24 protein-coding genes are annotated in these 25,739 nt (G+C 67.0%); 17 read left to right on the forward strand and 7 right to left on the reverse strand.

What is annotated here, in order from left to right; translation table 11 throughout:
• The first annotated feature begins 329 nt into the window (after positions 1-329).
• A complete protein-coding gene (locus tag B1790_RS10560; RefSeq protein ID WP_142271235.1) occupies positions 330-593 on the forward strand; it encodes a Gfo/Idh/MocA family oxidoreductase in 264 nt (87 codons plus the stop codon).
• On the opposite strand, the gene B1790_RS10565 is transcribed toward B1790_RS10560, so the two are convergent.
• Genes B1790_RS10565 through B1790_RS10575 form a run of 3 tightly spaced genes read right to left on the reverse strand, consistent with a single transcriptional unit; the run spans position 574 to position 3,663 of the window.
• Positions 574-1,377: a citryl-CoA lyase gene (locus B1790_RS10565; protein ID WP_198951975.1), complete on the reverse strand. Its 804-nt coding sequence runs from the start codon at positions 1,375-1,377 to the stop codon at positions 574-576. The genes B1790_RS10560 and B1790_RS10565 overlap by 20 nt on opposite strands.
• Complete coding sequence (locus tag B1790_RS10570; protein WP_079923174.1) at positions 1,370-3,037, reverse strand: AMP-binding protein; 1,668 nt, start codon at positions 3,035-3,037, stop codon at positions 1,370-1,372. Before B1790_RS10570 ends, B1790_RS10565 begins: the two co-directional genes overlap by 8 nt.
• A gap of 8 nt (positions 3,038-3,045) precedes the next feature.
• Positions 3,046-3,663 (reverse strand): TetR family transcriptional regulator, encoded by a 618-nt coding sequence (locus tag B1790_RS10575; RefSeq protein ID WP_158083805.1) that lies wholly within the window; start codon positions 3,661-3,663, stop codon positions 3,046-3,048.
• A 201-nt stretch (positions 3,664-3,864) separates the two neighbouring features.
• On the opposite strand from B1790_RS10575, the gene B1790_RS10580 reads away from it, so the two are divergent.
• From B1790_RS10580 to tcuA, 6 genes are read left to right on the forward strand one after another with little or no spacing between them, the layout of a single operon-like run.
• Entirely contained in the window at positions 3,865-4,749 is an 885-nt protein-coding gene (locus B1790_RS10580) for a hypothetical protein (protein WP_158083806.1), read from the forward strand.
• Positions 4,746-5,597, forward strand: a complete 852-nt coding sequence (locus B1790_RS10585) for an alpha/beta fold hydrolase (protein ID WP_079923195.1) — start codon at positions 4,746-4,748, stop codon at positions 5,595-5,597. Before B1790_RS10580 ends, B1790_RS10585 begins: the two co-directional genes overlap by 4 nt.
• Positions 5,594-7,063: an MFS transporter gene (locus B1790_RS10590; RefSeq protein ID WP_158083807.1), complete on the forward strand. Its 1,470-nt coding sequence runs from the start codon at positions 5,594-5,596 to the stop codon at positions 7,061-7,063. The genes B1790_RS10585 and B1790_RS10590 overlap by 4 nt, the downstream gene beginning before the upstream one ends.
• A complete protein-coding gene (locus B1790_RS10595; RefSeq protein ID WP_233165054.1) occupies positions 7,060-8,556 on the forward strand; it encodes an aldehyde dehydrogenase in 1,497 nt (498 codons plus the stop codon). Before B1790_RS10590 ends, B1790_RS10595 begins: the two co-directional genes overlap by 4 nt.
• 8 nt (positions 8,557-8,564) lie before the next feature.
• Positions 8,565-9,755: a zinc-binding dehydrogenase gene (locus B1790_RS10600; protein WP_079923178.1), complete on the forward strand. Its 1,191-nt coding sequence runs from the start codon at positions 8,565-8,567 to the stop codon at positions 9,753-9,755.
• A 42-nt stretch (positions 9,756-9,797) separates the two neighbouring features.
• On the forward strand, positions 9,798-11,252 hold the full coding sequence (gene tcuA / locus B1790_RS10605; protein ID WP_079923179.1) for an FAD-dependent tricarballylate dehydrogenase TcuA: 1,455 nt from the start codon (positions 9,798-9,800) through the stop codon (positions 11,250-11,252).
• A gap of 230 nt (positions 11,253-11,482) precedes the next feature.
• On the opposite strand, the gene B1790_RS10610 is transcribed toward tcuA, so the two are convergent.
• Positions 11,483-12,415 (reverse strand): helix-turn-helix domain-containing protein, encoded by a 933-nt coding sequence (locus tag B1790_RS10610; protein ID WP_079923180.1) that lies wholly within the window; start codon positions 12,413-12,415, stop codon positions 11,483-11,485.
• Between the two features lie 208 nt (positions 12,416-12,623).
• Here B1790_RS10610 and B1790_RS10615 point away from each other — a divergent pair, with 208 nt between their 5' ends.
• The 6 genes from B1790_RS10615 (at position 12,624) to B1790_RS10640 (ending at position 16,990) form a co-directional block, all read left to right on the forward strand.
• Positions 12,624-13,157: a 2,4'-dihydroxyacetophenone dioxygenase family protein gene (locus B1790_RS10615; protein WP_079923181.1), complete on the forward strand. Its 534-nt coding sequence runs from the start codon at positions 12,624-12,626 to the stop codon at positions 13,155-13,157.
• A gap of 23 nt (positions 13,158-13,180) precedes the next feature.
• Positions 13,181-14,485 (forward strand): MFS transporter, encoded by a 1,305-nt coding sequence (locus B1790_RS10620; RefSeq protein ID WP_079923182.1) that lies wholly within the window; start codon positions 13,181-13,183, stop codon positions 14,483-14,485.
• On the forward strand, positions 14,485-15,534 hold the full coding sequence (locus B1790_RS10625) for an alcohol dehydrogenase catalytic domain-containing protein (RefSeq protein ID WP_142271236.1): 1,050 nt from the start codon (positions 14,485-14,487) through the stop codon (positions 15,532-15,534). The genes B1790_RS10620 and B1790_RS10625 overlap by 1 nt, the downstream gene beginning before the upstream one ends.
• Entirely contained in the window at positions 15,531-16,289 is a 759-nt protein-coding gene (locus B1790_RS10630; RefSeq protein ID WP_079923183.1) for an SDR family NAD(P)-dependent oxidoreductase, read from the forward strand. The genes B1790_RS10625 and B1790_RS10630 overlap by 4 nt, the downstream gene beginning before the upstream one ends.
• Before the next feature lie 171 nt (positions 16,290-16,460).
• The gene (locus B1790_RS10635) at positions 16,461-16,697 is read left to right on the forward strand and encodes a YlcI/YnfO family protein (protein WP_079923184.1); all 237 of its coding nucleotides are present in this window, start codon (positions 16,461-16,463) and stop codon (positions 16,695-16,697) included.
• Positions 16,694-16,990 (forward strand): type II toxin-antitoxin system PemK/MazF family toxin, encoded by a 297-nt coding sequence (locus tag B1790_RS10640; RefSeq protein WP_079923185.1) that lies wholly within the window; start codon positions 16,694-16,696, stop codon positions 16,988-16,990. The genes B1790_RS10635 and B1790_RS10640 overlap by 4 nt, the downstream gene beginning before the upstream one ends.
• A 242-nt stretch (positions 16,991-17,232) precedes the next feature.
• Here B1790_RS10640 and B1790_RS10645 read toward each other — a convergent pair whose 3' ends face one another.
• The 3 genes from B1790_RS10645 to B1790_RS10655 all read right to left on the reverse strand — a co-directional run bounded on the left by B1790_RS10645 (position 17,233) and on the right by B1790_RS10655 (position 20,261).
• Positions 17,233-18,591: an MFS transporter gene (locus B1790_RS10645; RefSeq protein ID WP_079923186.1), complete on the reverse strand. Its 1,359-nt coding sequence runs from the start codon at positions 18,589-18,591 to the stop codon at positions 17,233-17,235.
• 46 nt (positions 18,592-18,637) lie between these two features.
• Complete coding sequence (locus B1790_RS10650; RefSeq protein WP_079923187.1) at positions 18,638-19,507, reverse strand: shikimate dehydrogenase; 870 nt, start codon at positions 19,505-19,507, stop codon at positions 18,638-18,640.
• Between the two features lie 97 nt (positions 19,508-19,604).
• Positions 19,605-20,261, reverse strand: a complete 657-nt coding sequence (locus B1790_RS10655; RefSeq protein ID WP_079923188.1) for a TetR/AcrR family transcriptional regulator — start codon at positions 20,259-20,261, stop codon at positions 19,605-19,607.
• Between the two features lie 98 nt (positions 20,262-20,359).
• Here B1790_RS10655 and B1790_RS10660 point away from each other — a divergent pair, with 98 nt between their 5' ends.
• The 4 genes from B1790_RS10660 to B1790_RS10675 all read left to right on the forward strand — a co-directional run bounded on the left by B1790_RS10660 (position 20,360) and on the right by B1790_RS10675 (position 25,661).
• Positions 20,360-22,177, forward strand: coding sequence for a bifunctional sugar phosphate isomerase/epimerase/4-hydroxyphenylpyruvate dioxygenase family protein (locus B1790_RS10660; RefSeq protein WP_079923189.1), 1,818 nt, complete (start codon positions 20,360-20,362; stop codon positions 22,175-22,177).
• Between the two features lie 63 nt (positions 22,178-22,240).
• Positions 22,241-22,927 (forward strand): YoaK family protein, encoded by a 687-nt coding sequence (locus B1790_RS10665; RefSeq protein WP_079923190.1) that lies wholly within the window; start codon positions 22,241-22,243, stop codon positions 22,925-22,927.
• 20 nt (positions 22,928-22,947) lie between these two features.
• Positions 22,948-24,411 carry a class II fumarate hydratase gene (gene fumC, locus B1790_RS10670; protein WP_079923191.1) on the forward strand — a complete coding sequence of 488 codons (1,464 nt, stop codon included), beginning with the start codon at positions 22,948-22,950 and terminating at the stop codon, positions 24,409-24,411.
• On the forward strand, positions 24,411-25,661 hold the full coding sequence (locus B1790_RS10675; RefSeq protein ID WP_079923192.1) for a threonine/serine exporter family protein: 1,251 nt from the start codon (positions 24,411-24,413) through the stop codon (positions 25,659-25,661). Before fumC ends, B1790_RS10675 begins: the two co-directional genes overlap by 1 nt.
• The last annotated feature ends 78 nt before the right edge of the window (positions 25,662-25,739 follow it).

A 25,739-nucleotide genomic window follows, 5' to 3' on the forward strand; every position in this document is an offset into this window, starting at 1 on the left:
GGACCCCAAGGGTGACATGAACCTACTCGAGCAGATGATTGCCGCTACGAGACATGCCATTATCGCGAGCGCAATCATCAACATGCGGCAAGACGACGCACGCAGCATCGCTCACCGCTACCACCGGACCGTTGACCGCTACGGACCTCGCCTGCTGCGGCGCGGTCCCGTTCTACCGCCAACGCGGCCGGGCATTGGTCGAATCATGCTGCTAGACAACCAATTGCACGCTGAAGAGACCGACCGAAGTTCGGTATCGACATGTGAGTGGCGTCCGGGCGACCTATGGTGACCCCGTCGCGCACGCTGACCGTCGGTTCCCACGGACCATGCATCCTGCGCTGTCGACGATCGACGACGTACAAATCTGCTCGCCGAACCACATGTACCACGAGGAGGCCCTCGCCACGCTGCGGGCGGGCAAGCACGCCGTCTGCGAGAAGCCGCTCGCAATGACCTCCGCGCAGGCGATGGAATTTCGTGACGTCGCCGAGGCATCGGCTGTCGTCCATGCGGTCTGCGAAGAGGCGTACCGCACCGACGAGGTCACTGCCCTGTCGGCAAACGCAGTGGTCAGGTCGACGTGTCGTTGACCTCGCGCTCCGCCCGGGCCCACACGGTCGCGGCTATGGGCGTTCGCCGTTCCTCGAGGAGGTGGCCGACGAGCCCGATGGCGCGCCCCATGACACCGAGCCCGCGCGCCACCTCCCAGGGCACGCCGAGCTGCGAGCACGTAGCGCCGATGGCGCCGGTGACGTTGACGGGTAGCTCCCGGCCCCGGTCTTCGCTCGCCAGCCGGGAAAGGGTGCGCATGAGCCGCACCGGCGCCGGCGGGAGACCGAGCTCGGCGCTGATGTGGAACAGTTTCTCGGCCCGCGGATCCACCGGCTTGTGGACGGGGTGCCCCAGGCCGGGGACCAAGGTGCCCGCGGCCTTCGACTCGTCCAGGATGCTCCGCGCGATGTGCTCCACTTCGTGGTCGGTGGGCCCGTCCTCCCCCGCCTCGGGAGGTTGGGGAAGCCGCGTCTGGCAGAGCCTGGCGGCGCCCTCGATCGTGCCGACGAAGGTGTTTCCCAGTCCGAGAAGCCCTGCTGCGACGGCGCTTTGGAGCGACTCAGGTGCTCCGAGCGCGGTGAGGCGGGTGACCAGAGCGCTCGGGGTGAGGCCATGTTCGACGAGGGCGACGACGATGGCGTTGAACATCCGCGACTCGCGCGGGTCGGGTAGTCTCCCGAACAGTTCGAGGTAGGCGAAGTCGCCTAGTGACACCTCGCCGAGCATTCCGACGAGGTCGAGACCATGCACGGTGACGGTCGAGGCGGTGGCGTGCGCGATGTCGGACCGCACTGCCGTTGTTCCGCGGGTGTGTTCAGGCACTGGCGTGCTCCTTGGTGTTGACGGTCCGGTCCGTGCCGGCCAGCAGACGCTCGGCGGTGTCGCGCAGGACGTCGCGACGGACCTTGTCGCCGTTGGCGCTCGGGATGGTGGGGTAGCTTTCGACGACCTCGACGTGGACCGGCACCTTGAAGCTGGCCAGCCTGGCGCGGCAGTGCTCGACTACGTCCGCGACCTCCAGGGCCGCGTCGGGCCGCGGGCGGACGAACGCGACGCCCAGGTCGTTGCCCGAGCGTGGGTCGCGTACCCCGACCACCTGGGCCTGCGCCACCGCGTCGAGCTGTTCGATTGTGGATTCGACGTCGGCCGGCGATACCGTGTAGCCGCCCATGCGCAGCGTGTCGTTGGCGCGGGCGAGGTAGTGAAAGGTACGTGCGTCCAACATCTTTGCGCTGTCCCCGGTGCGGAACCAACCATCCGACGTGCGGCACGAAGCGGTTGACGCCGTGTTGTGGAGGTATTCGACGAACAGGACGTCCCCGCCAATCTCCAGGTCGCCGACCTCGCCGTGCGGGAGGATCTCTCCGGTCTGGGGATCACGGACGCGGGCCGCCATGCCGGGTGCGGTGAGCGGCCCGCCGGGGATGGTGCGGGCCTCGAGGTCGGCCCCCGGCGGTGTGGTCGCGGCGAACGCGAATATCTCGCTGGAGCCGTAGACGTTGGCGGCTTCGATGCCGACGGCGTCCGCTGCGGCGACGATGTCACGGATGTCCAGTCCCGCGGTGACCATCCGCCGCAGCCCGCCGGCAGTGTCGACGGTCAGGACGTCCAGTAGCTCGCGCAGCGATCCCTCCGCCGCGACGAGTAGGTCACAGTCGTGGTCGGCGAGTGCGTCGAGCACCCGGGGGAGTCTGAAGATGGGCAGCAGGACGGCGGGCTTGCCGACCAGCAGTCCGGAGAGGAAGGGCACGAAGCCGAAGGTGCCCGAGAGTGAAAGTACCTGCAGGCCAGCGGGTCCCGGTCCGAAGTCGAGTCGCTCGGCGACGGCGGCGGCTTGGCCCGTGACGGTGTGGTGGGTGTGCACGGCGAGTTTTGGCGCCGAGGTGGTGCCCGAGGTGCCGAAGACGATCACCGGATCGTCGGGCTCGGCTCCGGCGGGAGGAAGCGGCAGCTGGTGCGCGGTGAGCTCGTCGACGGGGACGGTGTTCCAGGCACCCGGAAGGCGCTCCGGGTCACCGGCCACGTTGACGACGTGGCGCACGCCCACCGCGTCGTCCCCGGCCAGGACGGCGATTTCGCCGAGTCGGTCGGCGAAGTCGACACCCTCGAACTCGCTGGCCGTCAGCAGGACTCGCGCTCCGGACAGCCGTAGGAGATGCGACAGCTCCTCGGTGCGGTAGCGGGTGTTCAGCGGCACCAGGAGTGCGCCGATGCGGGCGACGGCCAGGAACGTCTCCACCCATTCCGTGCAGGTGGGCACGAGCGTTGCGACGGTGTCGCCGCGGCCGACGCCGAGCTCGACGAGTTTCGCCGAGGTGCGCTCGGTGCGGTCGCGCAGTTCGGCGAAGGTCACGGCGTCCGTGCCGGTTCCGGGGGTGTCGGTGAGGTCCGTCAGTGCGACCGTGTCGGGCCAGGTGTCGGCGACCCGTTCGAGGGCGGCCCAGATGGTCGTGGGTTCTCGGCGGATGTCGGTCGAGGGCATGGCAGCTCCTAGGGGATGTCGGGCAGGGCGCCGTCGCCGGTGACGAGGGCGAGGGCGAGGTGTGCGTAGCGTTCAGCGATGGCGTCGCCGGGCAGGGATCCGTCGGAGTGGTACCACTGCGCGACGCCTGCGCACATGGTGAGGATGGCGCGCGTCGCCTCGTCTCCGTGGGGAGTGGCGAACGACCCGTCCTCGATCCCGGCGTCGATGATCGCCCGCAGCATCGCGTCGATGCGGTCGCGCGCGACGACGAGGCGTTCCCTGTGGCCGGCATCGAGATAGCGGACCTCGGTGTGCGCAATGAGCGCTTCTGAGGGGTGCTCGACGACGTATTCGACGTAGGCGCGCACACCCGCGTACAGCTTGGCAGGCGACGAGTCCTCGGCTCCCGAGATGGCCCACTCGGTGTGGGAGAGGTGGTCGTAGTTCGCCTTGCGCAGGATCTGGACGAGGAGGTCTTCCTTCGACGGCGCGTAGTTGTACAGATTCGACAGCGACATCCCGGCGCGCTCGGCAATCCTGCGCATCGACGCGCCGCGGAAGCCGAACTCCGCGAAGGCCTGCAGCGCCGCGTCGAAGAGCGAATCGCGCAATCTCGACCGGGATTCGGGAGAACGATCGTTCATGTGACGACCATTACACATTAGGGGTAATCGGTCAAGTAATCGCATCTGTTTGGGGTGCCTCCGCCGCATGGAGCTGCCATCGGGCCGATTGTTGGTCGCTCTTGACGAGACGGCAGTGATGTGTCTACCGTCACTTTCTGAACGATCGTTCGTGTACCGAGGCCAGCTCGGGCAGATCATCCTCTGACCAAAGGACCACCGATGACGGGCAGCAGTCTGTTCCTCGAGGACTTCGCGCCGGGGCAGCGTTTCGTGTCCGACGAGATCCGTTTCGACGACCACGATCTCCGCGCCTTCGGCGAGGTGTCCGGTGACCGGCATCCGCTGCATACGCCGGGGCTCGGCGACGCCGTCGGGCCGGTGGCCCACGGGCCGCTCGCCATCGCGCGCTACTACGGCACGGTGTTCGATGCCGGCGTGCTCCGCGACAGCCTCGTCGGCGCGCTCGACGTGCACTGGCAGTTCACCGCCCCACTACGGGTCGGTGTGCCGGTGCACTACGAAACCCTCGTCACGGGGTGGCGACGCAGCCGCTCGAATACGGCCCAGGGCATCGTCTTTCGCACCATCTGGCTCAAGGACGCCGACGGCGTGGTGGTGCAGCGGGGCGCCAGCTCCGTCGTGGTCCGCGCTCTGCGGGCGGACGCCACCGACGATCCCAGCTGGGCCCTACCGGTCTCGCCCGAGTGGACCGCGGCCGTCGTCGCCCGACTCGAGGACACCGCGGACTTTCACGACGCGACCCAGCTGTTCGACGGCACCATCGGCCTCTCCAGTGGCGCCACCGAGAGTCAGCTCCGCGTCTACAAGGGCCAGGTCCTGGAGGTCGCGCGGCGCACGCCGCGGGGACCGACCTTCGTCGTGCACGCTGAACCCGCGCACTGGTGCGGGCTGTTGGCGGCGCCCCGCAACGAGTTCGTGATTCGCACCAACCGCGGCGAGTTCGCCACCACCGGTGATGCCTACGCCTACCTGCAGCTGACCAAGGCACTCCACCTCCTGGTGGACGCCGGCCGGGAGCTGTGGCCCACCGCACCCGGCGATGCCCGCCAGGCATCCCCGACCGAAAGGGAGGTGCACGCGTGAGCCGCGCTGCGCATCGTTCAAGTGCCCACTACCTCGACATCGACGGCCGCCCGGGGTTCGTCGCCAGCTTCGGCGACGAGCACGACCGGGTGCTGGTGCTCATTCACACGGCGGGCCAGAGCGGATTGCAGTGGCGTGACTGCATTCCCGGCCTCGTCGAGCGGGGATTTCGCGTGGTGATCCCCGATCTGCCGGGACACGGGCACTCCGAAGAACCCATCGATGGACCATGCGACGACCTCGGTCGTTACGCGGAGTGGGTGATCGCGGTGATCGAAGCGCTCGAACTCGTCCGCCCCTACGTCGTGGGATGTTCGATCGGCGGCAAGATCGCCCTGTCCATCGCCACGACCTACTCGACGAAGCTGGCGGGCGCGGTGTGCATGGCTGCCGACGCGGTCAACGACGGTCAGAACGAGCGCTCGCTGCGCCGCAATCTGGAGGACAGTGTCTCGCCGTCCCGTACCGACCGCACCTACTACGGCACCATCGCCGCCGTCGGCTCCGCGGTGCCGGAGGCGCAGGCGTTGCGGATCGCGGCGCGGCACCGCCGTGAGGACCCCCAGGTCGCTCTCAACGATCTGATCGGCTGGGCCCGCCACGACATCGTGGACCGGCTCGGCGACATCACCTGTCCGGTCCGGTTGGTCGTCGGTGACGACGACTTCTGGCTGGACCCGGCTTCGGTGCAGCGGACCGCCGCAGGCATCGACGGCGCCGAATGCACCGTGCTGCACGGAATCGGCCACTACCCCATGGAGGAGGTCGTCGACTTCGACGGTCTGCTCGCCGGCTGGATCGACCAGCTGGATCTCGACACCATCGGCCTGAAGGAGGTCACCTCGTGAACGACAACCGCCCGGGTTACACCCCGCAGGCCGCGTCCTCCACCCCCGACCGCAACGACGCTCCCGACCGCGACGACCTGTCGCCCGAGGAGCTCGACCGGTCCCGACGGGCCACCTTCGGCGCCTCGGTCGGCTTCGCGATCGACTGCTACGACATCTATCTCCCCGTGATCGCGCTGGCGCCCGCCATCGTCTACTTCATTCCTCGCCACCTCGACGTCGGTACGTTGGCGTTGATCAACGGCCTCGTGTTCGCCGCCACCCTCCTCGGGCGGCCACTGGGGTCGATCCTGTTCGGCACGATCGCCGATCGGCTGGGCCGCAAACCGGCAACCGTGTGGGCCATGGTCGGCTCGGGCGTCGGCACGGCCCTGATCGTCCTGCTGCCAGGGCACGACACCATCGGCATCGCCGCGGTGGTGCTCCTGATCGGCTTGCGATTCCTCACCGGCATCTTCCTGGGCGGCCAGTACACCGGCGCCGTACCCCTGGCCATGGAGACCGCGCCCCGCCAGCGCCGCGGGTTGTACGGCGGGCTCATCAGCATGGGCTTCCCGATCGCATTCTGCGCCACCTCGGCCATCACCACGGCACTGCTCGCCGCCACCGCGGCTCCCGACGGCAGCATCGCGGCCTACATCGAGTGGGGCTGGCGGGTGCCCTTCGTCCTCGGTGCCGTCGCCACCTTCGTATTCGCCTGGTACTTCCACCGCAGCGTCGACGAGTCACCGGCCTTCGCCAAGGTGGCCGCCGCCACCAACGGACCGGCCACGGAGAACGTCACCGCCGCAGACGGCGGCCCGCTGCGCCAACTCTTCCGCGGTCGCAACGCCCGCAGCCTTCGGCAGGTCTTCGTGCTGATGAGCGGGGTGTGGGTGTTGTCGAATGCCACCAGTGCGTCGTTCCCCGGCACGCTGCGCAGCCTGGACGGGATGACACCGGGTCGGGCCACGACCATCATCGTCTTCTACCAGCTCGCGCTCATCGTCCTGTATCCCTTGGCCGGGATGCTCAGCCAGCGGATTGGGCGCCGTCGGTTCCTGGCCATCAACGGCTTGGTGGGTGCGACCGTGGCGCCGCTGGCCTACATTGCGATCGTGTCCAATCCCGGCCAGGGGAACCTCGGCTTCGTCATCCTGGCGATCGTGCTCGTCACCACCTCGATCTGCGCCTTCGGCTGCACGGGTTCCTATCTCTCCGAACGGTTCCCGGCGGAAATCCGGTCCACCGGTTACGGCGTGGCCTACAGCGCCGCGGTGATCATCCCCGCCTTCTACGCGGTCTACGAGAACTGGCTCACCGGGCTGATCGGCCGCCCGTACGAGACCGTCGTGCTCTACGTCGTGGGCGGGGTCCTACTGCTCGTCGGCGCGCTCTGGGGCCCGGAAACCAAGAACGTCGACCTCCGAGCCGTCGACACCGACCGGCTCGGTGCGCCCGCCAAGACCGAGGTGTCGGGCGCATGACCGGAACCGCGATCGAATACCAGATGCCATGCACCGATCGGCAATTCATCGGCGGCGAGTTCGTCCGGTCCACCGGCGGGCTGATGAACTCCGTCGACCCGGCCACCGAGGAGGTCTGGGCTCAGGTGCCCGACGGCACCGCTGCTGACGTCGATGCTGCCGTGGCCTCGGCGAGGGCCGCGCTGCACGGACCGTGGGCGCGATGGACGGCGACGGCGCGGGGTGACGCGATCCGCCGGCTCGGCGACCTGCTGGAAGCCGACGCCGACCGTCTCGGCTGGCTGGAGACGCGAGACAACGGCAAGATCCTCGCCGAGACCACGAATGAGGTTCGCCGCTCGGCAAATTGGCTTCGCTACTACGCGGGCGCCGCCGACAAGATCGAGGGTTCGGTCATCCCGTTCAAGCCGACCGCGCACGCGTTCACGCGCCTCGAGCCGGTCGGTGTGATCGGCGCGATCACACCGTGGAACAGTCCGCTCAGCCTCTACGGCTGGAAACTAGGCCCGGCCTTGGCCACCGGCAACACCGTGGTACTGAAACCCGCCGAGACCACCAGTGTTTCGGCGTTCGCCCTGGCCGCGTTGGCCCGTGAGGCGGGTCTACCGGACGGTGTCCTCAACGTGGTCGCCGGTCGGGGTTCGGTGGTGGGCGCGCATCTGGCCGGACACGACGGCGTCGACAAGGTGACCTTCACCGGGTCCTACGGCACCGCCCAGCAGATCATGCGGGCGGCCAGCAACGGGCTCAAGCGCGTGTCGTTCGAGTGCGGAGGGAAGAGTCCGCACCTGGTCTTCGCCGATGCGGATCTCGACCGGGCGGCCGTCGTCGCCACCCATAGCGCATTCCGGTCGACGGGCCAATCCTGTTCCCTCGGTTCGCGTCTTCTGGTGCAGCGCTCGGTCTTCGATCAATTCGTCGCGGAGGTCTCCCGGCGGGCCGACCGGATCCGGGTGGGCATGCCGCTGGACCCGACCAGCCACATCGGTCCGCACAGTTCGGCTGAGCAATTGGCGAAGACGCTGTCCTACATCGAGACGGGACGGCGGGAGGGTGGGGAGGTCCGCGCCGGCGGCGGGCGGCCCGAGGATCTCGACCGCGGTTACTTCGTCCGCCCCACCGTGTTCACCGGGCTCGACAACGCCACCTCGCGCCTGGTGCGAGAAGAGGTGTTCGGCCCGGTGCTGACCGCCATCCCGTTCGACGACGAGGACGAGGCCGTCGCGATCGCCAACGACACCACCTACGGGTTGGTCGCGGGTCTGTGGACCAACGACGTCTCCCGGGCGCACCGGGTGTCGGCCCAACTGCAGGCAGGCCTGGTCAGCGTCAACACCTTTCGGCCTACCCACTGGACGGTGCCGTACGGCGGCTACAAGCAGAGCGGGCTCGGCCGCGAGAACGGCCTGGCCGCGCTGCGCGAGTACGTGGAGGTCAAGAGCGTCGTCATCGACTACGACGACGCACCTCCTGCCGATCCGTTCGAATTCTGAGGAGCACCATGACCACCAATGTCGACGTCTCAACGTCACCGGCAACCTCCCCGAACGGCACCCGGACCGTCGCCGCCGTCTTCCACGGCGCCGAGCAGGGGCTGCGAATCGAGGAGGTGAACGTCGGGGACCCGGTGGCCGGTGAGGTCCGGCTGCGGCTGGCCGCATGCGGGGCCTGCCTGAGCGACGTGCACAAGCTCAAGGGCCACGGGCTGGTGGCGCCACCGAACGTCTTCGGGCACGAGATCTCGGGCACCATCACCGCGGTCGGGCCTGGCATCGATCACCTGGTCATCGGGGATCGTGTGGTCTGTAGCTTCCTGGTGCCGTGCGGTGCCTGCGAGAGATGCCGGGCCGGAGCCGAGGACGAGTGCGGCCCGTTCCGAACGCACATGCAGCGTAAAGGTGTTCGCTTCGACGGCACGCACCGGATGAAGACGGCCACCGGGGAACCGTTGCGGAGTTCGGGGGTCGGCGGGTTGACGGGCGAGCTCACGATGCCCGCCACGGCGGTGTACGCCCTGCCGGCTAATTGGCCTGCCGACGTCTCGCTGGCTGACGCCGCCGTCCTGGGTTGCGCCGGTCTCACTGCGTACGGCGCCGTGCACGTCGCCGCGGCGATCGGTCCCGGGCACCGCGTGCTCGTCCTCGGTGGTGGTGGCGTCGGGCTGTGCGTCACCGCGCTGGCCGTCGACGCCGGCGCCAGCCGTGTCGTGGCAACGGATCTCAAGCCCGACGCACTCGACGCACTCACCCGGTTCGGCGCACACCAGACGGTCAGGGCAGACGATCCCGATCTGCCCGCGGCGGTGCGGCAGGCGCTAGGCTCGGCCGACGGCGCGGACGTCGTCGTCGACACCATCGGGATTCCTGCGACGGTGCGTCAAGCCCTGGAGTTGGCGGCCGTCGGGGGCCGGGTCGTGGTGTCCGGGCTGGGCGGCACCAGCGGCCCCGTCGAAATCGACGACCTGACGGTCTTCGTCCGCCGCAAGCTGAGCCTCGTCGGCTCCTACGCAGCCGTTCCCTCGCGAGACATGCCCCGCCTCCTGGAGGCGGTCGCCCGTGGCGCACTCGACCCCGGCGAGCTGATCTCCGAACGCTTCGCCTTCGAGGACGTTGCGGCTGCGTACGAGGCCCTGTCGGCGGGCAGGATCACCGGCCGCGCACTGGTATTCGGCCCCGGCCCATCTCACCACTGAATCACCCACCCACCGCATCTCGAACGAAAGAGAGAACCAGCCATGAACGACGTCATCGTCGTCGGCGCGGGCAATGCCGGCTACGTCGCCGCCCACGCAGCAGCTACCCGAGGCCGCAGCGTGCTGCTGCTGGAGAAGGCCGACGAGGCAACCTCGGGGGGCAACAGCTACTACACCGCGGGCGCGACCCGCATCGCCCACCACGGCATCGACGATCTTCGCCAATGGGTGGAGCCAGACATCCGCCACGACGTCAGTGAGGTGCCGCCCTATTCCGCCGAGGAGTACGCCGCCGACCTCGTGAAGGTTACCGAGGGGCGCAACGACCCCGCGCTGACCGACGTGCTGGTCAACGAGTCCGCCGACACCATCAAATGGCTTGTCTCGCTTGGTCTCAAGTACCGCCTGATGTACGAACGACAGGCCTATTCCCGCCCCGATGGCACCTACCTGTTTTGGGGTGGACTGCACGTGGGCAACGTCGGCGGCGGCGAGGGCCTGATCGCCGATCACCGAGCCGTGGCCAAACGGCTCGGCATCGAGACCCGCTACGAACACCGCGTGGTCGAGCTGTTGACCGACGGTGGGCGCGTTACCGGCGTGCGCGTCGAGACGCCCCAGGGCACGAAGGAAATGCGCGCCGAGTCGGTCGTCATGACCGCAGGCGGATTCGAGTCCGATCCCACGTGGCGCGAGAAGCACCTCGGCACCGGCTGGGCGAACGCCAAAGTGCGCGGTACGCCGCACAATACGGGTGACCTGATCGCAGCCGCCATGGACGTAGGCGCGTCTGCCGGCGGCGACTGGTCGACGTGCCACAGCGTGCAGTGGGACGCCTTCCTGCCCGGCAACGAGAGTAACCGCGAACTGACCAACCGCCTGACGAGACAGAGCTATCCGCTCGGCATCATCGTGAACACGCTGGGGGAGCGATTCCTCGACGAGGGTGCGGACTTCCGCAACTACACCTATGCCAAGTACGGCAGGGAGATCCTCGCGCAGCCGGGTTCCACCGCCTACCAGATCTTCGACGCCTCGCTGCGGCCCATGCTGCGTGCCGAGGAATACGACATGCCCGGGGTCTCGGTCGCCGTGGCCGACACTCTCGAAGACCTCGCCGCCGAGATCGACGTGGACGCTGACACGTTCCTGCGCACGGTGCACGAGTTCAACGCCTCCATCGACCGTTCGGTCGCCTTCGATCCGACCGTCAAGGACGGCCGCCGAGCCGGTGTCGTACCACCCAAGAGCAACTGGGCAGCCCCGTTGGAGACCGGCCCGTTCTACGCCTTCGGCGTCACGTGCGGAATCACATTCACCTTCGGCGGGGTCAAGACCGACACCCACGGTCGGGTCCTCGACGAGTCCCTCACGCCGATACCGGGACTGTTCGCGGCAGGCGAGATGCTCGGCGGACTGTTCAGCGGCAACTACCCGGGTGGCTCGGGTCTGGCCGCGGGGTCGGTCTTCGGCCGTCGGGCGGGTGCGCTGGCGTGAGGTGAGATCGGCGGCGCGGATGTGCAAGCCGCATACCGGATTCCGCGGCACTGGCGATGACCACGGAAGGGTACGGCACCGGTCACGGCGATCTGGTGGCGCGGGCGGTCATAGTGTCACCGTTCTCGGCACCGGCAACCGAACTTGCACATGTCGCCGCGACCCACCCGCACGACGAACTCCGCGAGGTCTCCACGGTCCTTGCGTCACAACAGAACCCACGCGAGAACTCACATCTGCTGGCGAAGTGCAGACGGCGTCATGCCGTAACGGTGTCGGACCAGGGTGGAGAACTGAGCGTGTGAGCTGAACCCCCACTTCGTGGCGATGTCGGCAATGCTGGTATCGGGGAAGGTGTGCAGATCGCTGATGGCGCGCTCCAGACGTCGTTCCCGAATGAGGCGACTGACCGATGTTCCGGAATCGGTGAACGTTCTGTTGAGGTGACGGAGACTTACCCCCACTGCACGCGCCACGTCGTCCGCCGTCAGCTCCGAACCGGAAACCGCGGATTCGATGAACGACCTCGCTTGCTGTATCCGGAGAGCCGAGAGGTCTCCGCTCAGACCTGACACGGTGCCGACCGCGTCCAGAAGTGCCTTCGGGGTGCAGAGTCTGGGCTCCAGGTTCTCATCCCTGGCGACGTTGAGCAGGTCGGCCAGCGCCACTGCACCCTTGACCGTGGGGTCGCCGACGATCGGTCGCCGCAAGCTAGAGCTTCCGAAGTGCTCCTGCAATGCGTCCCTGGGAACGTCGATCAAGATTTGTCGCATGGGGGTGCCGAAGGCGAAGAGGTACGGAGAGATCGTGTCGTAGACGATGACCTGTCCCGCATGCACCGGGATGCAGCCCTCGGCACAGTAAAAGAACGCGGAGCCCTCGACGAGCAGCGACGCAAACACCGACTCCTTGGGGCGGGTCTCAACGAGCTCCCGGGTCCGCTCGATGAAATGGGCGTTGGCCCTGATGTCGGCGAGCTTGATGTCGCCGACGTCGAAGTTCGATTGCTCAGCAGACAGACCGTCGCTGGCGTAGGTGTTGCAGCGGAGACCGATCAGGACCTGGGTGTTGTAGCTCTCCCAATACTCGACCCGGTCGAGTGGGTCGACATCGGCCGTCCGAACGGATCCGGTCGCGACGACCGTGAGCTGACGATCCGACATCCGTGCTCCCGTTTACATGTGATCCGAAACACGCTATCAGACCCTTGTGCAGGCGTTTCTTGAATGCGGACGGCGCCCAAGGCCGTCTGCGGGCAGATGCGGGGTCCGATTATTGAAAGGAACTCGTCTCGCGGGTGGAAGAACGCATCCGTCGTGATGCAGTTCACTGCGAAGTGCCCTCAGTCACCCTTAGAGAAACGAGCAGAAGATGGCTCAATTGCCGACCTCCGAGTTCTGGCAGGACCTCAAGCCGATCACGGATTCCATGAAGCCCGATGCTCAGCCAGAGGTATTTCACCAGTTCGCCCCGATCGACGACGAGCGGTACTACGCGCCGCTGTCCGAGACCGTCCTGTCCCGGCCCCTGTGGATCTCGCCGCGCGACAATCGCTGGGCCGACATCCTGTGGGCCAAGACGGCGGGGTTGGTCAATCGGCATTACCATCCGCACGAGGTTTTCGCCTACACGCTCTCAGGTAAATGGGGGTACCTCGAACAAGAGTGGACGGCCGAGGCCGGTTCGTTCGTCTTCGAAACTCCTGGTGAAGCGCACACCCTCGTCGCCTACGAGCACGAAGATCAGATGCGTTCCTTCTTCGTCGTCACGGGGCCGCTGGTCTGGCTAGACGAGGACGGAAACTCCACTGGACACTTCGACGTGCATGACTACTTGGCCTTGTGCCGAAAGCACTACGAAGCCAACGGAATCGGAGCGGCCTACGTCGACTCCCTGATTCGCTGAACAGCCAGAAAGCACTCGCTCAGATGGCTTCCGTCGAAACGGGCTCGTCTCACCAGACCCGTAGCTACGTACCGCCCCCACGCGGTGGGCACTACGAGAACGTATTGCTCGCGATACTCTTCGGCACCTTCGGCTTCGTCTTCTTCGACCGACTCGCGCTGAACTATCTCATCCCGTACTTCAAAGACGAACTCGGCCTGGATAACTCACACATCGGCCTCCTCGGAGGTGTGCCTGCGCTGACATGGGCGCTCTCCGGCCTGCTGGTCGGTTACCTGTCCGACCGGACGGACCGCCGAAAACGCTATCTCGTCGGGGCGATCATTGCGTTCACCGTCTTCTCGGCTCTATCGGGGATGGTGGGCGGCGTCGCCAGCCTGCTGTTGCTACGTGCGGTGATGGGCGGCGCCGAGGGTGCGGTGCTTCCCTTGGCGCAACCGATGATCATGTACTCCTCTACCCCGAAGCGGCGCGGTCTCAACATGGGGCTGGTTCAGGGTTCTTCCGCCGGCCTGCTCGGCGGAGTGCTAGGTCCGATCGTCACCGTCTGGATGGCGGAACACTTCGGTTGGCGAACGGCGTTCTACGTCACCGTGATTCCGGGTGTCATACTCGCCCTCCTCGTGCTCGCCAAGGTCCGTGACCTCCGCCTCCGTGATCCTTCGACCGTCGCTCAGGACGCCGCCGACGCCGCATCGGCGATCAGCAACGGTGATCCGACCATGACGTTCGGGCAGGCCCTGCGGAGCCGCAATGTCGTCGTCTGCTTGGTCATCGCCGTGTTCTACATGACGTGGTTCACCACCACGCAGACCTTCATCCCGCTATACCTCAGCCAGGAGAAGAAGTTCGACGCCGGCCAGGCCAGCCTGGTACTCAGCGGCATCGGTATCGCATGGATCGTCTGGGGTGCGTTGGTACCTGGAATCTCCGACCGCATAGGTCGCCGGCCGGCAATGATTGGCTTCTCCTCGCTCGCGATTCTTGCCCCCTTGGCGATCGTGTACATCGATTCGCCTGTGCTGCTCTTCCTCGCCTTGGTGGTGACCTACACCGGACTGGGCTGCTTCACCTTGATGATGGCGACGATTCCTGGCGAGACGGTCCCACGACACCTGGTCGCTACCTGTCTCGGCGCCATCATGGGTACCGGCGAGATCATCGGCGGGTTCGTCGCCCCGTGGCTGGCTGGCGTGCTGTCCGACGCGTTCGGTCTTCAGATGAGCATGTTCATTCCGGCGGGTGCGGCAGTCGTCGTCGTCGCTGTGAGTTTCGCGCTCATCGAGACTGCGCCCTCGAAGGCGGCCGCGACACCGAGGTTGAGTTGATGGTGAGCGCGGTGCGTTGGCACGCGGCGGGAGACGTGCGGCTCGACGAGGTGGAGAAGATCGAGCCAGGCGAGGGCCAGGTCGAAATCGCCGTGGCTTTCTGCGGCGTCTGTGGAAGCGACCTTCACGAGATCCTCGACGGCCCACATGCAATACCCGTCGACGTGCCGCATCCACTGTCGCGTGCCGTCGCACCGATCGTCCTCGGCCACGAGTTCTCGGGAATCGTGACCGCACTCGGGGCCGGTGTCGATGGCGTCGCAGTGGGAGATGCCGTGGTCGTCGAACCCAATTACCGGTGTGGGCAGTGCGGGCAGTGCCGCGCCGGCCGATATCACACGTGTACGTCATTCGGTTTCGCCGGCTTGATGGGTGACGGCGGCTTGGCGCACCGGGTAGTACTCCCCGCCTACATGATTCACCCACTGCCGGCGGGATTCGATCTCGCCGTCGCCGCCGTTCTCGAACCTGCGGCAGTGGCGCTACACGCAGTGCGACGCTCGTCGATTGAGCCCGGCGGCACCGCGGCAGTGGTGGGGCTTGGTCCCGTCGGACTGCTCGTCGGACTGCTGCTGAGAAACCGCGGTGCGCGGACGGTGGTGGGCATCGACCCGACGTCGACGCGGCGCGACGCAGCCGGTGCTCTTGGTTTCGACGTTGCGGTGCATTCGGTCGCTGGCATCGCAGCAGCGGGGTTGGTCGAGGGCGTCGACGTCGCATTCGAGGTGGCCGGAAACCAAGACGCGTTCGATGCCGCGATCTCGTGCGCTCGGGTTGGCGGGGAGGTCGTCCTCATGGGCTTGACCGACCACCTCACGCTCTCGGCATTCGACTTCGTCAACGACGAGAAGACCGTGCGGGCGAGCGTTGGATACAACGACTGTCATGGCGAACTCATCGAGCTCGTCCAATCCGGACGACTTGACCTGTCCCCGCTGGTCTCTCGCGTCGTGTCTCTGCAGGATGCTCCTGCGATGCTGCTCGACATGGCCAACTCGGGTTCAACAGGCCTCAAGACATTGATTCGCGTGAACGAGGAACTCTCATGACCGAATCCGAATCAACATTGTGGGGCAATGTTTTTCGCGGTGATCTGTTCGAGAATCGAACCGTAGTGGTCACTGGTGGAACAAGTGGGATCGGGGCATCCACGGCTACGGCATTCGCAGGGCTCGGTGCTCGTGTGATCGCGGTCGGACTGCCTGCGCGCGAGGCCGGCGAAGGTCCTGCCGAGAATGTCGAAGTGGTGCATGTGGACGTGACCGACGACGCGGCGGTGAGCGCCTTGATCGCTGGGCAGCAGCGGATCGACGTCGTGATCCATTGCGCCGGAATTGCTCTCGAAGATGGGAGTGAACACGAATCATCAGGGTGGGATCGGGTCCTTGGAGTGAATCTCACGTCGAGTATGCGATTGGCGTCGGCGGCGCGAACGAAGCTGAGGGATTCCAGGGGATCGATGGTCAACATCTCGTCCATGTACGCCACGTTCGGCAGCCCCGTCATCCCGGCGTACAGCGCCTCGAAGGGTGGACTCGTGCAACTGACGAAGTCCCTGGCCGCTGCCTATGCGGACGACGGAATACGCGTCAATGCGGTAGCACCGGGGTGGATCGACACGCCCTTGGGTCGGGGACGCATGGCCGACGAGGTGGCGAATGCGGAGATCCTGGCACGTACCCCGTTGGGTCGCTGGGGCAGGCCGCACGAGATCGCACAGGCAATCATGTTCTTGGCGTCACCGGCGGCATCATTCATCACCGGCACAACGATTACCGTCGATGGCGGCTATTCGACGACTTAGCTGCGAACGACGGGTAGCTCAGCCGACGGCTGCGCGGATCAGTGTGCCCACCGACCCCAACGATCGATTGACACGTCTACACGTGATTCCGATGCGAGTTTGCTTGCTGGAGCGATTGCGCATTCTGCAAACGCGGTAGCACTTCGCATCCCACTTCGGCACCATCGGGCTATGAGCAAGCAGATCGCCGTTCGGCTTCCGGACGAAGTCGTCGATTTCATTGACGGGGAAGTGGACCGACGGCACGTCGAGAGCCGCGCGTCATTTGTACTCAAAGCGCTCGAACGTGAGCGACGCAGGCTGATCGCTGCCCGCGATGCGACGATTCTCGCCAACCGGACCACGGCAGACGATGACTTCGATGCACTCGCTGCTCATACTTCCACCTTCGAACTGGATATCGATTGAGGCCAATTCATGTTGCCCAACTCGATAAGGCTCGGCCGGTTCTGATCCTGACTCGGGAGCTCGTGCGGCCTCACCCAACCAGGGTCACCGTGGCACCGATCACCGGAACGGTTCGCGGCTTGTCGACCGAAGTTCCAGTAGGTGTGCGTAACGGACTCGAGAAAGATTCCGCCGTCAGCGTTGACGACATCGTCACGATTCCTGTTACGGCACTAGGCGTCAGATCGTTCTTCCTTCCTGATCAAGAGGAATTGCTGACAACGGCGATCCAGCACGCGTTCGATCTCGACTGACAAGCAAGGGCAACTGACGTGCGGGGCCTTCTCAATCGAGAACGCGTCTGCGGCGACGAAGGGTTCGCTGCGAAATCACCTGAGCAACTGTGAAATACGGCGGACCCTACTGGCAACTCGCCATGTTGGACGCTGCCATATTCCTCTGGATTGTGGCCTCAGAGCTCGGGGAGCGCGTCGCGGCTGGTCGCCGCACTATCTGAACTGGTTGCCGCACATGGCATTGCGTTCACCCTTCCGGTCTACTGGTTGACCAGTTTGCGCGCCGCCGCGTCTGGGTTGACGCCCAGCAGCGGGGTCGGCACGGACTTGGTCTCGCGGGCGGTCAGAGCAGATGCCGCCGCGATGACGCAGACGACGGCGGTGAAGGCGCCGATGACGACCCAGCCGCCTTCGCGGATGCCGCCGAGCGCGGTGACGATGGTCGGCGCGAAGCCGGCCACCAGGAAGCCGAGCTGGGTGCCGATCGCCACACCGGAGAAGCGCACCTTGGTGCTGAACATCTCGTTGTAGAACGACGGCCACACGGCGTTGGCCGCGCCGTAGCCGAACGCGAAGGTCGCGACGGCGAGCACGAAGGTCCACGTGTGGTCGGCGTTGCTCATCGAGAGCATGTAGAAGGGCATCAGCACCGCGGAAGACAGTGCGCCGTAGACGAATACGGGCTTACGGCCGATCTTGTCGGCGAGCATGCCGAACAACGGCTGGGTGCCGAGCGCTACGACGTTGGCCACGACCACCAACCACAGGGTGATGTCGGCGGGCAGCCCGACCTTCTTGCCGTAGGCGATGGCCAGGGTGCCGAAGACCGTCGAGACCGCGGCGATGAAGGCGCAGAAGAACACTCGCAGCACGTCGCGCCAGTGGTCCTTCACCAAGGGCTTCAGTGGCATCTTGGCGATGTCGCCAGCGGCCTTGGCCTCTTCGAATTCCGGCGTCTCGTGCAGCTTGCGGCGGATGAAGTAGGCCACCAGGACGACGACCGCGCTGAGCCAGAACGGAACGCGCCAGCCCCAGGACAGCTCGTCCTCGTCGGACAGTGAGACGAACGGAATCAGCACCAGCGACGCGAGGATGAGGCCGCCCTGGGTTCCGGTCAACGTCCACGACGTGTAGAACGCGCGCTTGTCGTCGGGTGCGTGCTCGAGGGTCAGCGAGCTGGCTCCGGCCTGCTCTCCTGCGGCCGAGAAGCCTTGCAGCAGACGGCAGAGCACGAGGAGGCTGAGCCCGAGGTAGCCGGCCGTGCCGTAGGTGGGCAGGCAGCCGATCGCGAACGTGGAGACACCCATCAGCACGATGGTGAACATCAGCACCTTCTGGCGGCCGATGCGGTCGCCGAAGTGGCCGAGCACGAAGGCGCCGACTGGCCGGGCGAAGTACGCGACGCCGAAGGTGGCGAACGACATCAGCAGTGCGGCCTGTCCACCGCCTTCGGGGAAGAAGACCCTTGGGAAGATCAGCGCCGCGGCCTGACCGAAGAGGAAGAAGTCGTAGTACTCCACGGCGCTGCCCATGAAGCTGGCCAGGGCGGCCCGCTTCGGAGTGCGCGCCGGTCCACCCGGCGGCGTACCGCCTGATGTGTTCTGGTGGATTGCGGTCATTGGAATCCTCCTAGGTTCCCTGCGGTTGACGATCTTTGGGGGCGAATCACGAAACGAGACTTCGGAAGTGCTGCGACATCCTGGCGGCGTCCGGGGTGATGCCGGTGATCAGTTCGAACGCGGTGGTGGCCTGGTGCACGGCCATGTGTCCGCCGTCGAGAGTGCGGCAGCCGACGCGACGAGCGGCGGTGAGAAGCGCGGTGTCCAGCGGCCGGTAGACGATGTCGGCGACCCAGAGCCCCGAGTGCAGCAGGCTTTCATCGAACGGCAGGCCGGGGTGGTCGGCCATGCCGGTTGGCGTGCAGTGCACGACGCCGTCGGCGTGGGGGAGCAGTACGGCCAGCTTGTCGAAGTCCGCCGCGTCGACCCGTGCCTCGGGATGCCGGGCGGACAGTTCGCGAGCCAGCGCCGTCGCGCGGTCGACGTCCACGTCGACGACCACGAGGTGACTGGTGCCGAGGTCGAGCAGGGCGTGGCCGACGGCAGTGCCCGCACCGCCCGCGCCGAGTTGGACGACGTCACCGGTCGCGGCGTCGGGCAGTCCCTCGGCGAAGCCGGTGGCGAAGCCGGGCGCATCGGTGTTGTAGCCGACGGTCCTTGAGCCGTCGAAGACGACTGTGTTGACCGCGCCGAGGGTGGCGGCCGCCGCATCGACGTCGTCGAGGTGGGGAATGACGAGTTGCTTGCACGGGTGGGTGACGTTGAGCGCGTTGAAGCCGAGCGCGCGGGCCCAGCTCAGCACCTCGCCGATCCGATCGGGCGCGACGCCGATGTCGTTCAGGTCGACGGTGCGGTAGAGGTAGTCGAGGCCGTGGGCCTTGGCCTCGGCCATGTGCAGCGCCGGGGTGAGGGACGGGCCGACGCCGACGCCGACGAGGCCGACGAGGAAGGGTCTGTTTGCTGGCTCGGTTGCCACTGTGCACCGCTCTCTAATGTACTAACTGGTACGTACAAGAATTAGAGCAGTGTGGCGTGGGTCTCGTCAACCCTCGATTCGTGAGCGGGGTCTCGCGTCAGTGGGCGGTGAGCCAGCCGACGACGACGTCGCCGATCATCCTGCGCATGTGCGCGCGCTGCGTGAGCTCGGTGAAGTCGACGCCGAAGAGGAAGCCGAAGGTGTGCTTGTTGGCGACCTGGAAGACGCAGTAGGAGCTGATCACGATGTGGACGTCGAGCGCGTCGACGTCGGCGCGGAAGGCGCCCTGGTCGCGGCCGCGGGCGAGGATGTCCTCGAGCAGTGAGGTGGCCGGCTTGGAGATGGAGCGCAGTGAGTCGATGCGGCCGATGAACTCGCCGCGGTGGATGTTCTCGATCGAGACCAGCCGGATGAAGGCCTGATGGTCGAGGTGGTGGTCGAAGGTGAGCTCGGCCAGCCGGCGCATCGCCACCACGGGGTCGACGTGGTCGACCTGCAACTTCTGTTCGGCCTCGCGGATGCCGCGGTAGGCGTTCTCCAGAACGGCCAGGTAGAGGCCTTCCTTGCCGCCGAAGTAGTAGTAGATCATCCGCTTTGTGGTGCGGGTGCGCTGCGCGATCTCGTCCACCCGGGCGCCGGAGTAGCCCGATTCGGCGAAGACCTCGGTGGCGACGGCGAGCACCTCGGCGCGCGTGCGCTCGGCGTCGCGCTGCAGTTCCCGCTTCGGCTCGGGCCTCGACTCGGGTTGCGCCACGATCGGCAGCTTACTGCGCGGCCGAAGACGTCCTCCGATCCAACCCTTCCGAATGTATGAACTATTTAGTACATTGGAGTGTGATTGGAGGCACACCCATGAAGACGTCCATCGCCACCGTGTCGATCAGCGGGTCCCTGGTCGAGAAACTGCACGCCTGCGCCGACGCGGGATTCGACGGTGTCGAGATCTTCGAGCCCGACCTGATCGCCAGCGATCACAGCCCCGAGGAAATCCGCGGCCTGGCCCGTCGGCTGGGGTTGTCCCTCGACCTTTATCAGCCGCTGCGCGACATCGAAGGCGTCGACGAAGCCACCTTCGCCGAGAACCTGCGCCGCGCCGGCGCCACCTTCGCCACCGCCCAGCGGCTCGGCATCGGCACCGTCCTCGTCTGCAGCAACGTGGCCACCGCGACGGTCGACTCCGTCGAGCACTCCGCCGAGCAGCTGCGCCGGCTCGGCGACGTCGCGGCCCGATATGACGTCAAGGTGGCCTTCGAGGCGTTGGCCTGGGGACGCTTCGTCGACGACTACCGGCGGGCCTGGCGCATCGTCGAACTGGCCGACCATCCGTCGGTCGGGGTCTGCCTCGACAGCTTCCACGTGCTCTCCCGCGGCCACGATCCGGCCGCCATCGAGGACATCCCCGCCGACAAGATCTTCTACCTTCAGCTCGCCGACGCCCCCTCGCTGTCCATGGACGTGCTCTCGTGGAGCAGGCACCACCGGCTGTTCCCCGGCGAAGGCGACTTCGACCTCGCGACGTTCGTCGCCCACGTCCTGAAGACCGGCTTCGACGGGCCCCTGTCGCTGGAGGTCTTCAACGACACCTTCCGACAGACCGACCCGGACCGGACCGCCGTGCACGCCCTGCGCTCGCTGGTGTGGTTGCAGGACAAGGTCGCCGACCTCCCCGGGGTAGGGCGTGGTGCGAGCCTGACCCCGGTGGCCGACGCCAAACCGCCCGTTGGCTTCGACTTCGTCGAGCTCAAGGCGGAGGACACCAGCGACGTCGAAATCCTGCTCGAACAACTGGGTTTCGTGCCGAGCGGTCGCCACCGCACCAAGCCCGTGTCGCTGTGGACCTCCGGCGACGTCCGCATCGTGCTGAACGAGCATCAGGCCCGCGACCTCGCCCCCCACGTCGCCGCCGTCGGCCTGCAGGTACCCGACGCCGACGCCACCTCGCGCCGGGCCGCCGATCTGATGGCGCCAACGGCGTACCGCCGGACCTACGCCGCCGAGCAGGCGCTTGGCGGCGCCGTCGCGCCCGACGGCACCGAGTTCTTCTGGGTCACCGCGCCGCCGGCCGGATCCCCGCCGCCGTGGGTCGCCGAGTTCGAGAACGGGCTGCCGCCGGATGTGGGCTCGGCCCTGCGCCATGTCGACCACGTCAACCTCGCCGTGCCGTGGCAGACCTCCGACGAGGCCGTCCTCTTCCTGACCAGTGTCTTCGGCCTCGCCGCCGACGCACCCACCGAAGTTGCGGGGCCGAGCGGGCTGGTGCGCAGCCAGGTCATGCGCACCGCCGACGGCTCGATTCGGTTGCCGCTCAACGTCGCACCCCAGGTGCTCGAGACGGCCGACATGCCGCAGCACGTCGCGTTCGCCTGCACCGACGTCGTCGCCGTCGCCCGGGCGGCCCGGATGCGGGGTCTGCGCTTCCTGGCCGTGCCCGACAACTACTACGACTACGTGGCGGGCCGATTCGGCGTCGACTCCGACACGGTCGCGGAACTGCGCGAGCTCGACCTGCTCTACGACCGCAGCCCCGACGGCACGTTCGTGCACTTCTACACCCGCACCGTCGGGTCGGTGTTCTTCGAATTCGTCCAGCGCGTGGGCGATTACGACGGCTATGGCACCGACAACGCCCCCGTGCGGTTGGCCGCCCAACGGGTGCGCTCTACCGGATAGCACCCACCGGACGGTGGCGCCACCGGGGACGACATCCCCGGGGCGGCGACCCAGACTTGAGCCATGCATCGGGATCAGCGCATGGCGGTCGTCGTCGCCGCGGTGCTGACCTTCGGTACGGGCGTCCTCGACGTGCTCGTGCTGGCGCGCCTCGGCGGCGTGTTCGCCAGTGTCATGACGGGAAACCTGGCGCTGATGGGGCTGGGCCTGGCCCGGGCCGACGTCACCACGATCGTCCACACCGTCGTCGCCGTCCTCAGTTACGTGGTCGGCGTCGCCGTCGGCAGCGCGGTCACCGGGTCCCGGGAGCCGGGCCACCCGGTGTGGCCCCGCCGCGTCACCGCCGCCCTTGCCGTTCAGCTGGCATTGCAGTTCGCGCTGGCCGTGGGCTGGGCCCTCACCGGAGGCGCCGCCGTCGGCGGCGTCCAGATGGCGCTGCTGGCGACCGCAGCGGCCAGCATGGGTCTGCAGGGGGCGGCGGTGCGCGGTCTCGGCGTCACCCTCGCTACCACGTACCTCACCGGCACGCTGACCGGACTGATCGCCAACCGCACGCTGTCGAAGCCGTCGCGGGCCGACGCCGCGGGGGTGGCGGCGCTGATCGCGGCGGTCGCCGGCGCCGCCTGCGGTGGGCTGACACTCGCCACCGTGCCGCTCGTCGCGCCCGTGTGGTGCCTGGTTTCGGTCGTCACCGTCATCGCCATCGCGGAGTGGCGTCACCGCGACTCCGCCCACCACGTCTCACAATGAACCGTCGAAGGGAGAACGTCATGCAGAACCCCACGCCCGAGGTCGTCCCGACCTACACCCAGATACCCGTCGGCATCGACGCCACCGGGATGCGCAGCGAGTTCGACAGCCTCGGCTCCGTCGACGTCCCCGCCGACCACTATTGGGGCGCGCAGACGCAGCGCTCCCTGATCCACTTCTCGATCGGCAACGACCACATGCCGATCGAGGTTTACCGCGCCTACGGCCTGGTGAAGAAGGCCTGCGCCTTGGTCAACGAGCGGGCCGGCCGACTGGAGGACTGGCGGTCCAAGGTCATCGTGCAGGCCGCCGACGAGGCCGTCGCCGGCACGCTCGACGACGAGTTCCCACTCTTCGTCTGGCAGACCGGCTCGGGCACACAGAGCAACATGAACGTCAACGAAGTGTTGTCCAACAGGGCAATTCAACTCTTGGGCGGCGAGCTTGGCAGCCAGCAGCCCGTCGGCCCCAACGACCACGTCAACATGGGGCAGAGCAGCAACGACACGTTCCCCACCGCGATGCACGTCGCGGCCGTGACCGAACTCGACGACCGGCTGATCCCCAGCGTCGAGGCGCTCAGGCGCGAAATCGCCGACAAGGCAACCCAATGGGCCGACGTCGTCAAGATCGGCCGCACCCATCTCGAGGACGCAGTACCGCTGACCGTCGGCCAGGAATGGTCGGGCTACGCGGCGCAGCTCGACGCCTGCATCGCCGAGCTGCGGCACGCCAGGCAGGGACTGCTCGAGCTGGCCGTCGGTGGCACGGCCGTGGGAACCGGCCTCAACGCTCCGGCGGGGTTCAGCGTCGACGTCGCCGCCGAGCTTGCCAGCCTGACGGGGGCCGAATACGTCACGGCGCCAAACAAGTTCGCCGCCCTGGGATCGTTGGACGCGATGGTCCGTGCGCACGCCGCGCTGCGGGGCCTCGCCGTAGCACTGATGAAGATCGCCAACGACATGCGCTGGCTCGCGTCCGGCCCGCGCTGCGGACTCGGTGAACTGCAGCTCCCCGCCAACGAACCCGGGTCGTCGATCATGCCGGGCAAGGTCAACCCCACCCAGTGCGAGGCCCTGGTGATGATCTCCATCCAGGTCATCGGCAACGACACCGCGGTGGCGCTGGCTGGCTCGCAGGGCAACTTCGAGCTGAACGCGATGCGCCCGGTCATCATCAACAATTTCTTGCACTCCGCCCGCATTCTGGGCGACGGTTGTGCGAAGTTCCTCGAATTCTCGGTCAAGGGAACGACTCTCAATTCCGAGCGGATCACCAAGTACGTCGACGAGAGCCTGATGTTGGTGACCGCGCTCAGCCCCGTCATCGGCTACCAGAACGCCGCGCACATCGCCGAGGACGCGTTGGCCAAGGGCACGACCCTGCGCGAGGCCGCAGTGGCGTCCGGGCACGTGACCGCCGAACAGTTCGACTCGGTCGTTGATCCGAGGAGCATGGTTGGTGACGGGGTGGGCGGCGCTTGATGCAGACCGACGGGGCCGGCGCGGCGGACCCCGCGCCCGACCTCGTACTCGACGCGGCCGCGGTGTTGTATGCCGGCGGCCAGTCCACCGGGATGACGTTGGCCGCCGTCGACCGGTTGAACAAGGGGCTCGGCACCACGGGCACGCTGGTCCCCACGTGGGCGTCGCTTCAGCTCGTCGGCCCACGCGGCGCCGTCCGTGTCGCCGCTGGTTCACCGACCGGCCTGAACATGCGGCGGGTCGCCGCGACGATGGCAGTCGTCGACCGAGCCCAGGACGGTCCGCTCGACGCCGCTACCGTAAGCGACGAATTGGCCTCGGCCAGAATGCAACCCATCTCGAACACGCTGATCTTCAGCGGAGCCTGCGCCACCGGGGCGGGCGCCCTCGCGGTAATCTTCGGGGCACAGCATCCGGCCGTGGTGCTGGTCGCCGCCCTCAGTGCGGCACTGGGCGGGCTGGCCCGACGAGGTGTCGGGAGACTGCACGGCGAGGCGCTCACGCAGGCGTTCGTCGCGGCGTTGATCGCGGGTCTCGTCGGTGTCGTCGCCCATCGTTTGCACGTGGCCGACGCCACCGGCCTGGTGGTGCTATGCCCGGCGATGGTCCTGGTGCCGGGACCGCACATCCTCAACGGCGCGTTGGATTTACTGTCACTCCGGGTGTCGTTGGGTATGGCGCGGCTAGGCTTCGCGGCACTGGTCCTGACGGCGGTTGCCACCGGGCTCATTCTCGGGCTCGCCGTGGGCGATCTCGACATCGCAGTGGGCCAGTCGGGCGTCCCGGTTCCCTTCGGTGTGGACGTCCTGGCGGCTGGCGTCGCGGCGGGCTCCTATCCTGTCTTCTTCTCGATGCCCTACCGGATGATCGTCTGGCCGGTGGCCGTCGGAATGCTGGTGCACGCCGCCCACTGGTGCGCGCTCACGGTGTGGCACGTCGACGTCGCGACCGCTGCGTTCGTGTCCGCGCTCATCGCGGGCGTCCTCCTGGTGCCGATCGCGCATCATCTGCGAATGCCGTTCGCGGCCATCGGTTTCGCGTCCGTGGTGGCGTTGGTTCCTGGCGTCTACGTGTTCCGGATGCTCAGCGGGCTGGCGAAGTTCGCCTACGCCCCCACGCCCGATCTGCTGACCGCACTCGCCTCGGACGGGGCGGTGGCGGCGCTGATCATTGCCGGGTTGGCCTCTGGGCTGGCGTTGCCGATGCATGCCTACGCCGTCGCGACGGCGAATCGGGTGACGCGGGTCTGACGCGGGTCTCTTGTCGGACCCCGCTTCTATGATGGTGGTATGTCCAGGGCGACAGCGGCTTTGAGCTCGAAGGAGCGC

The organism is Mycobacterium sp. AT1 (genome assembly GCF_002043095.1).
Classification (GTDB): domain Bacteria; phylum Actinomycetota; class Actinomycetes; order Mycobacteriales; family Mycobacteriaceae; genus Mycobacterium.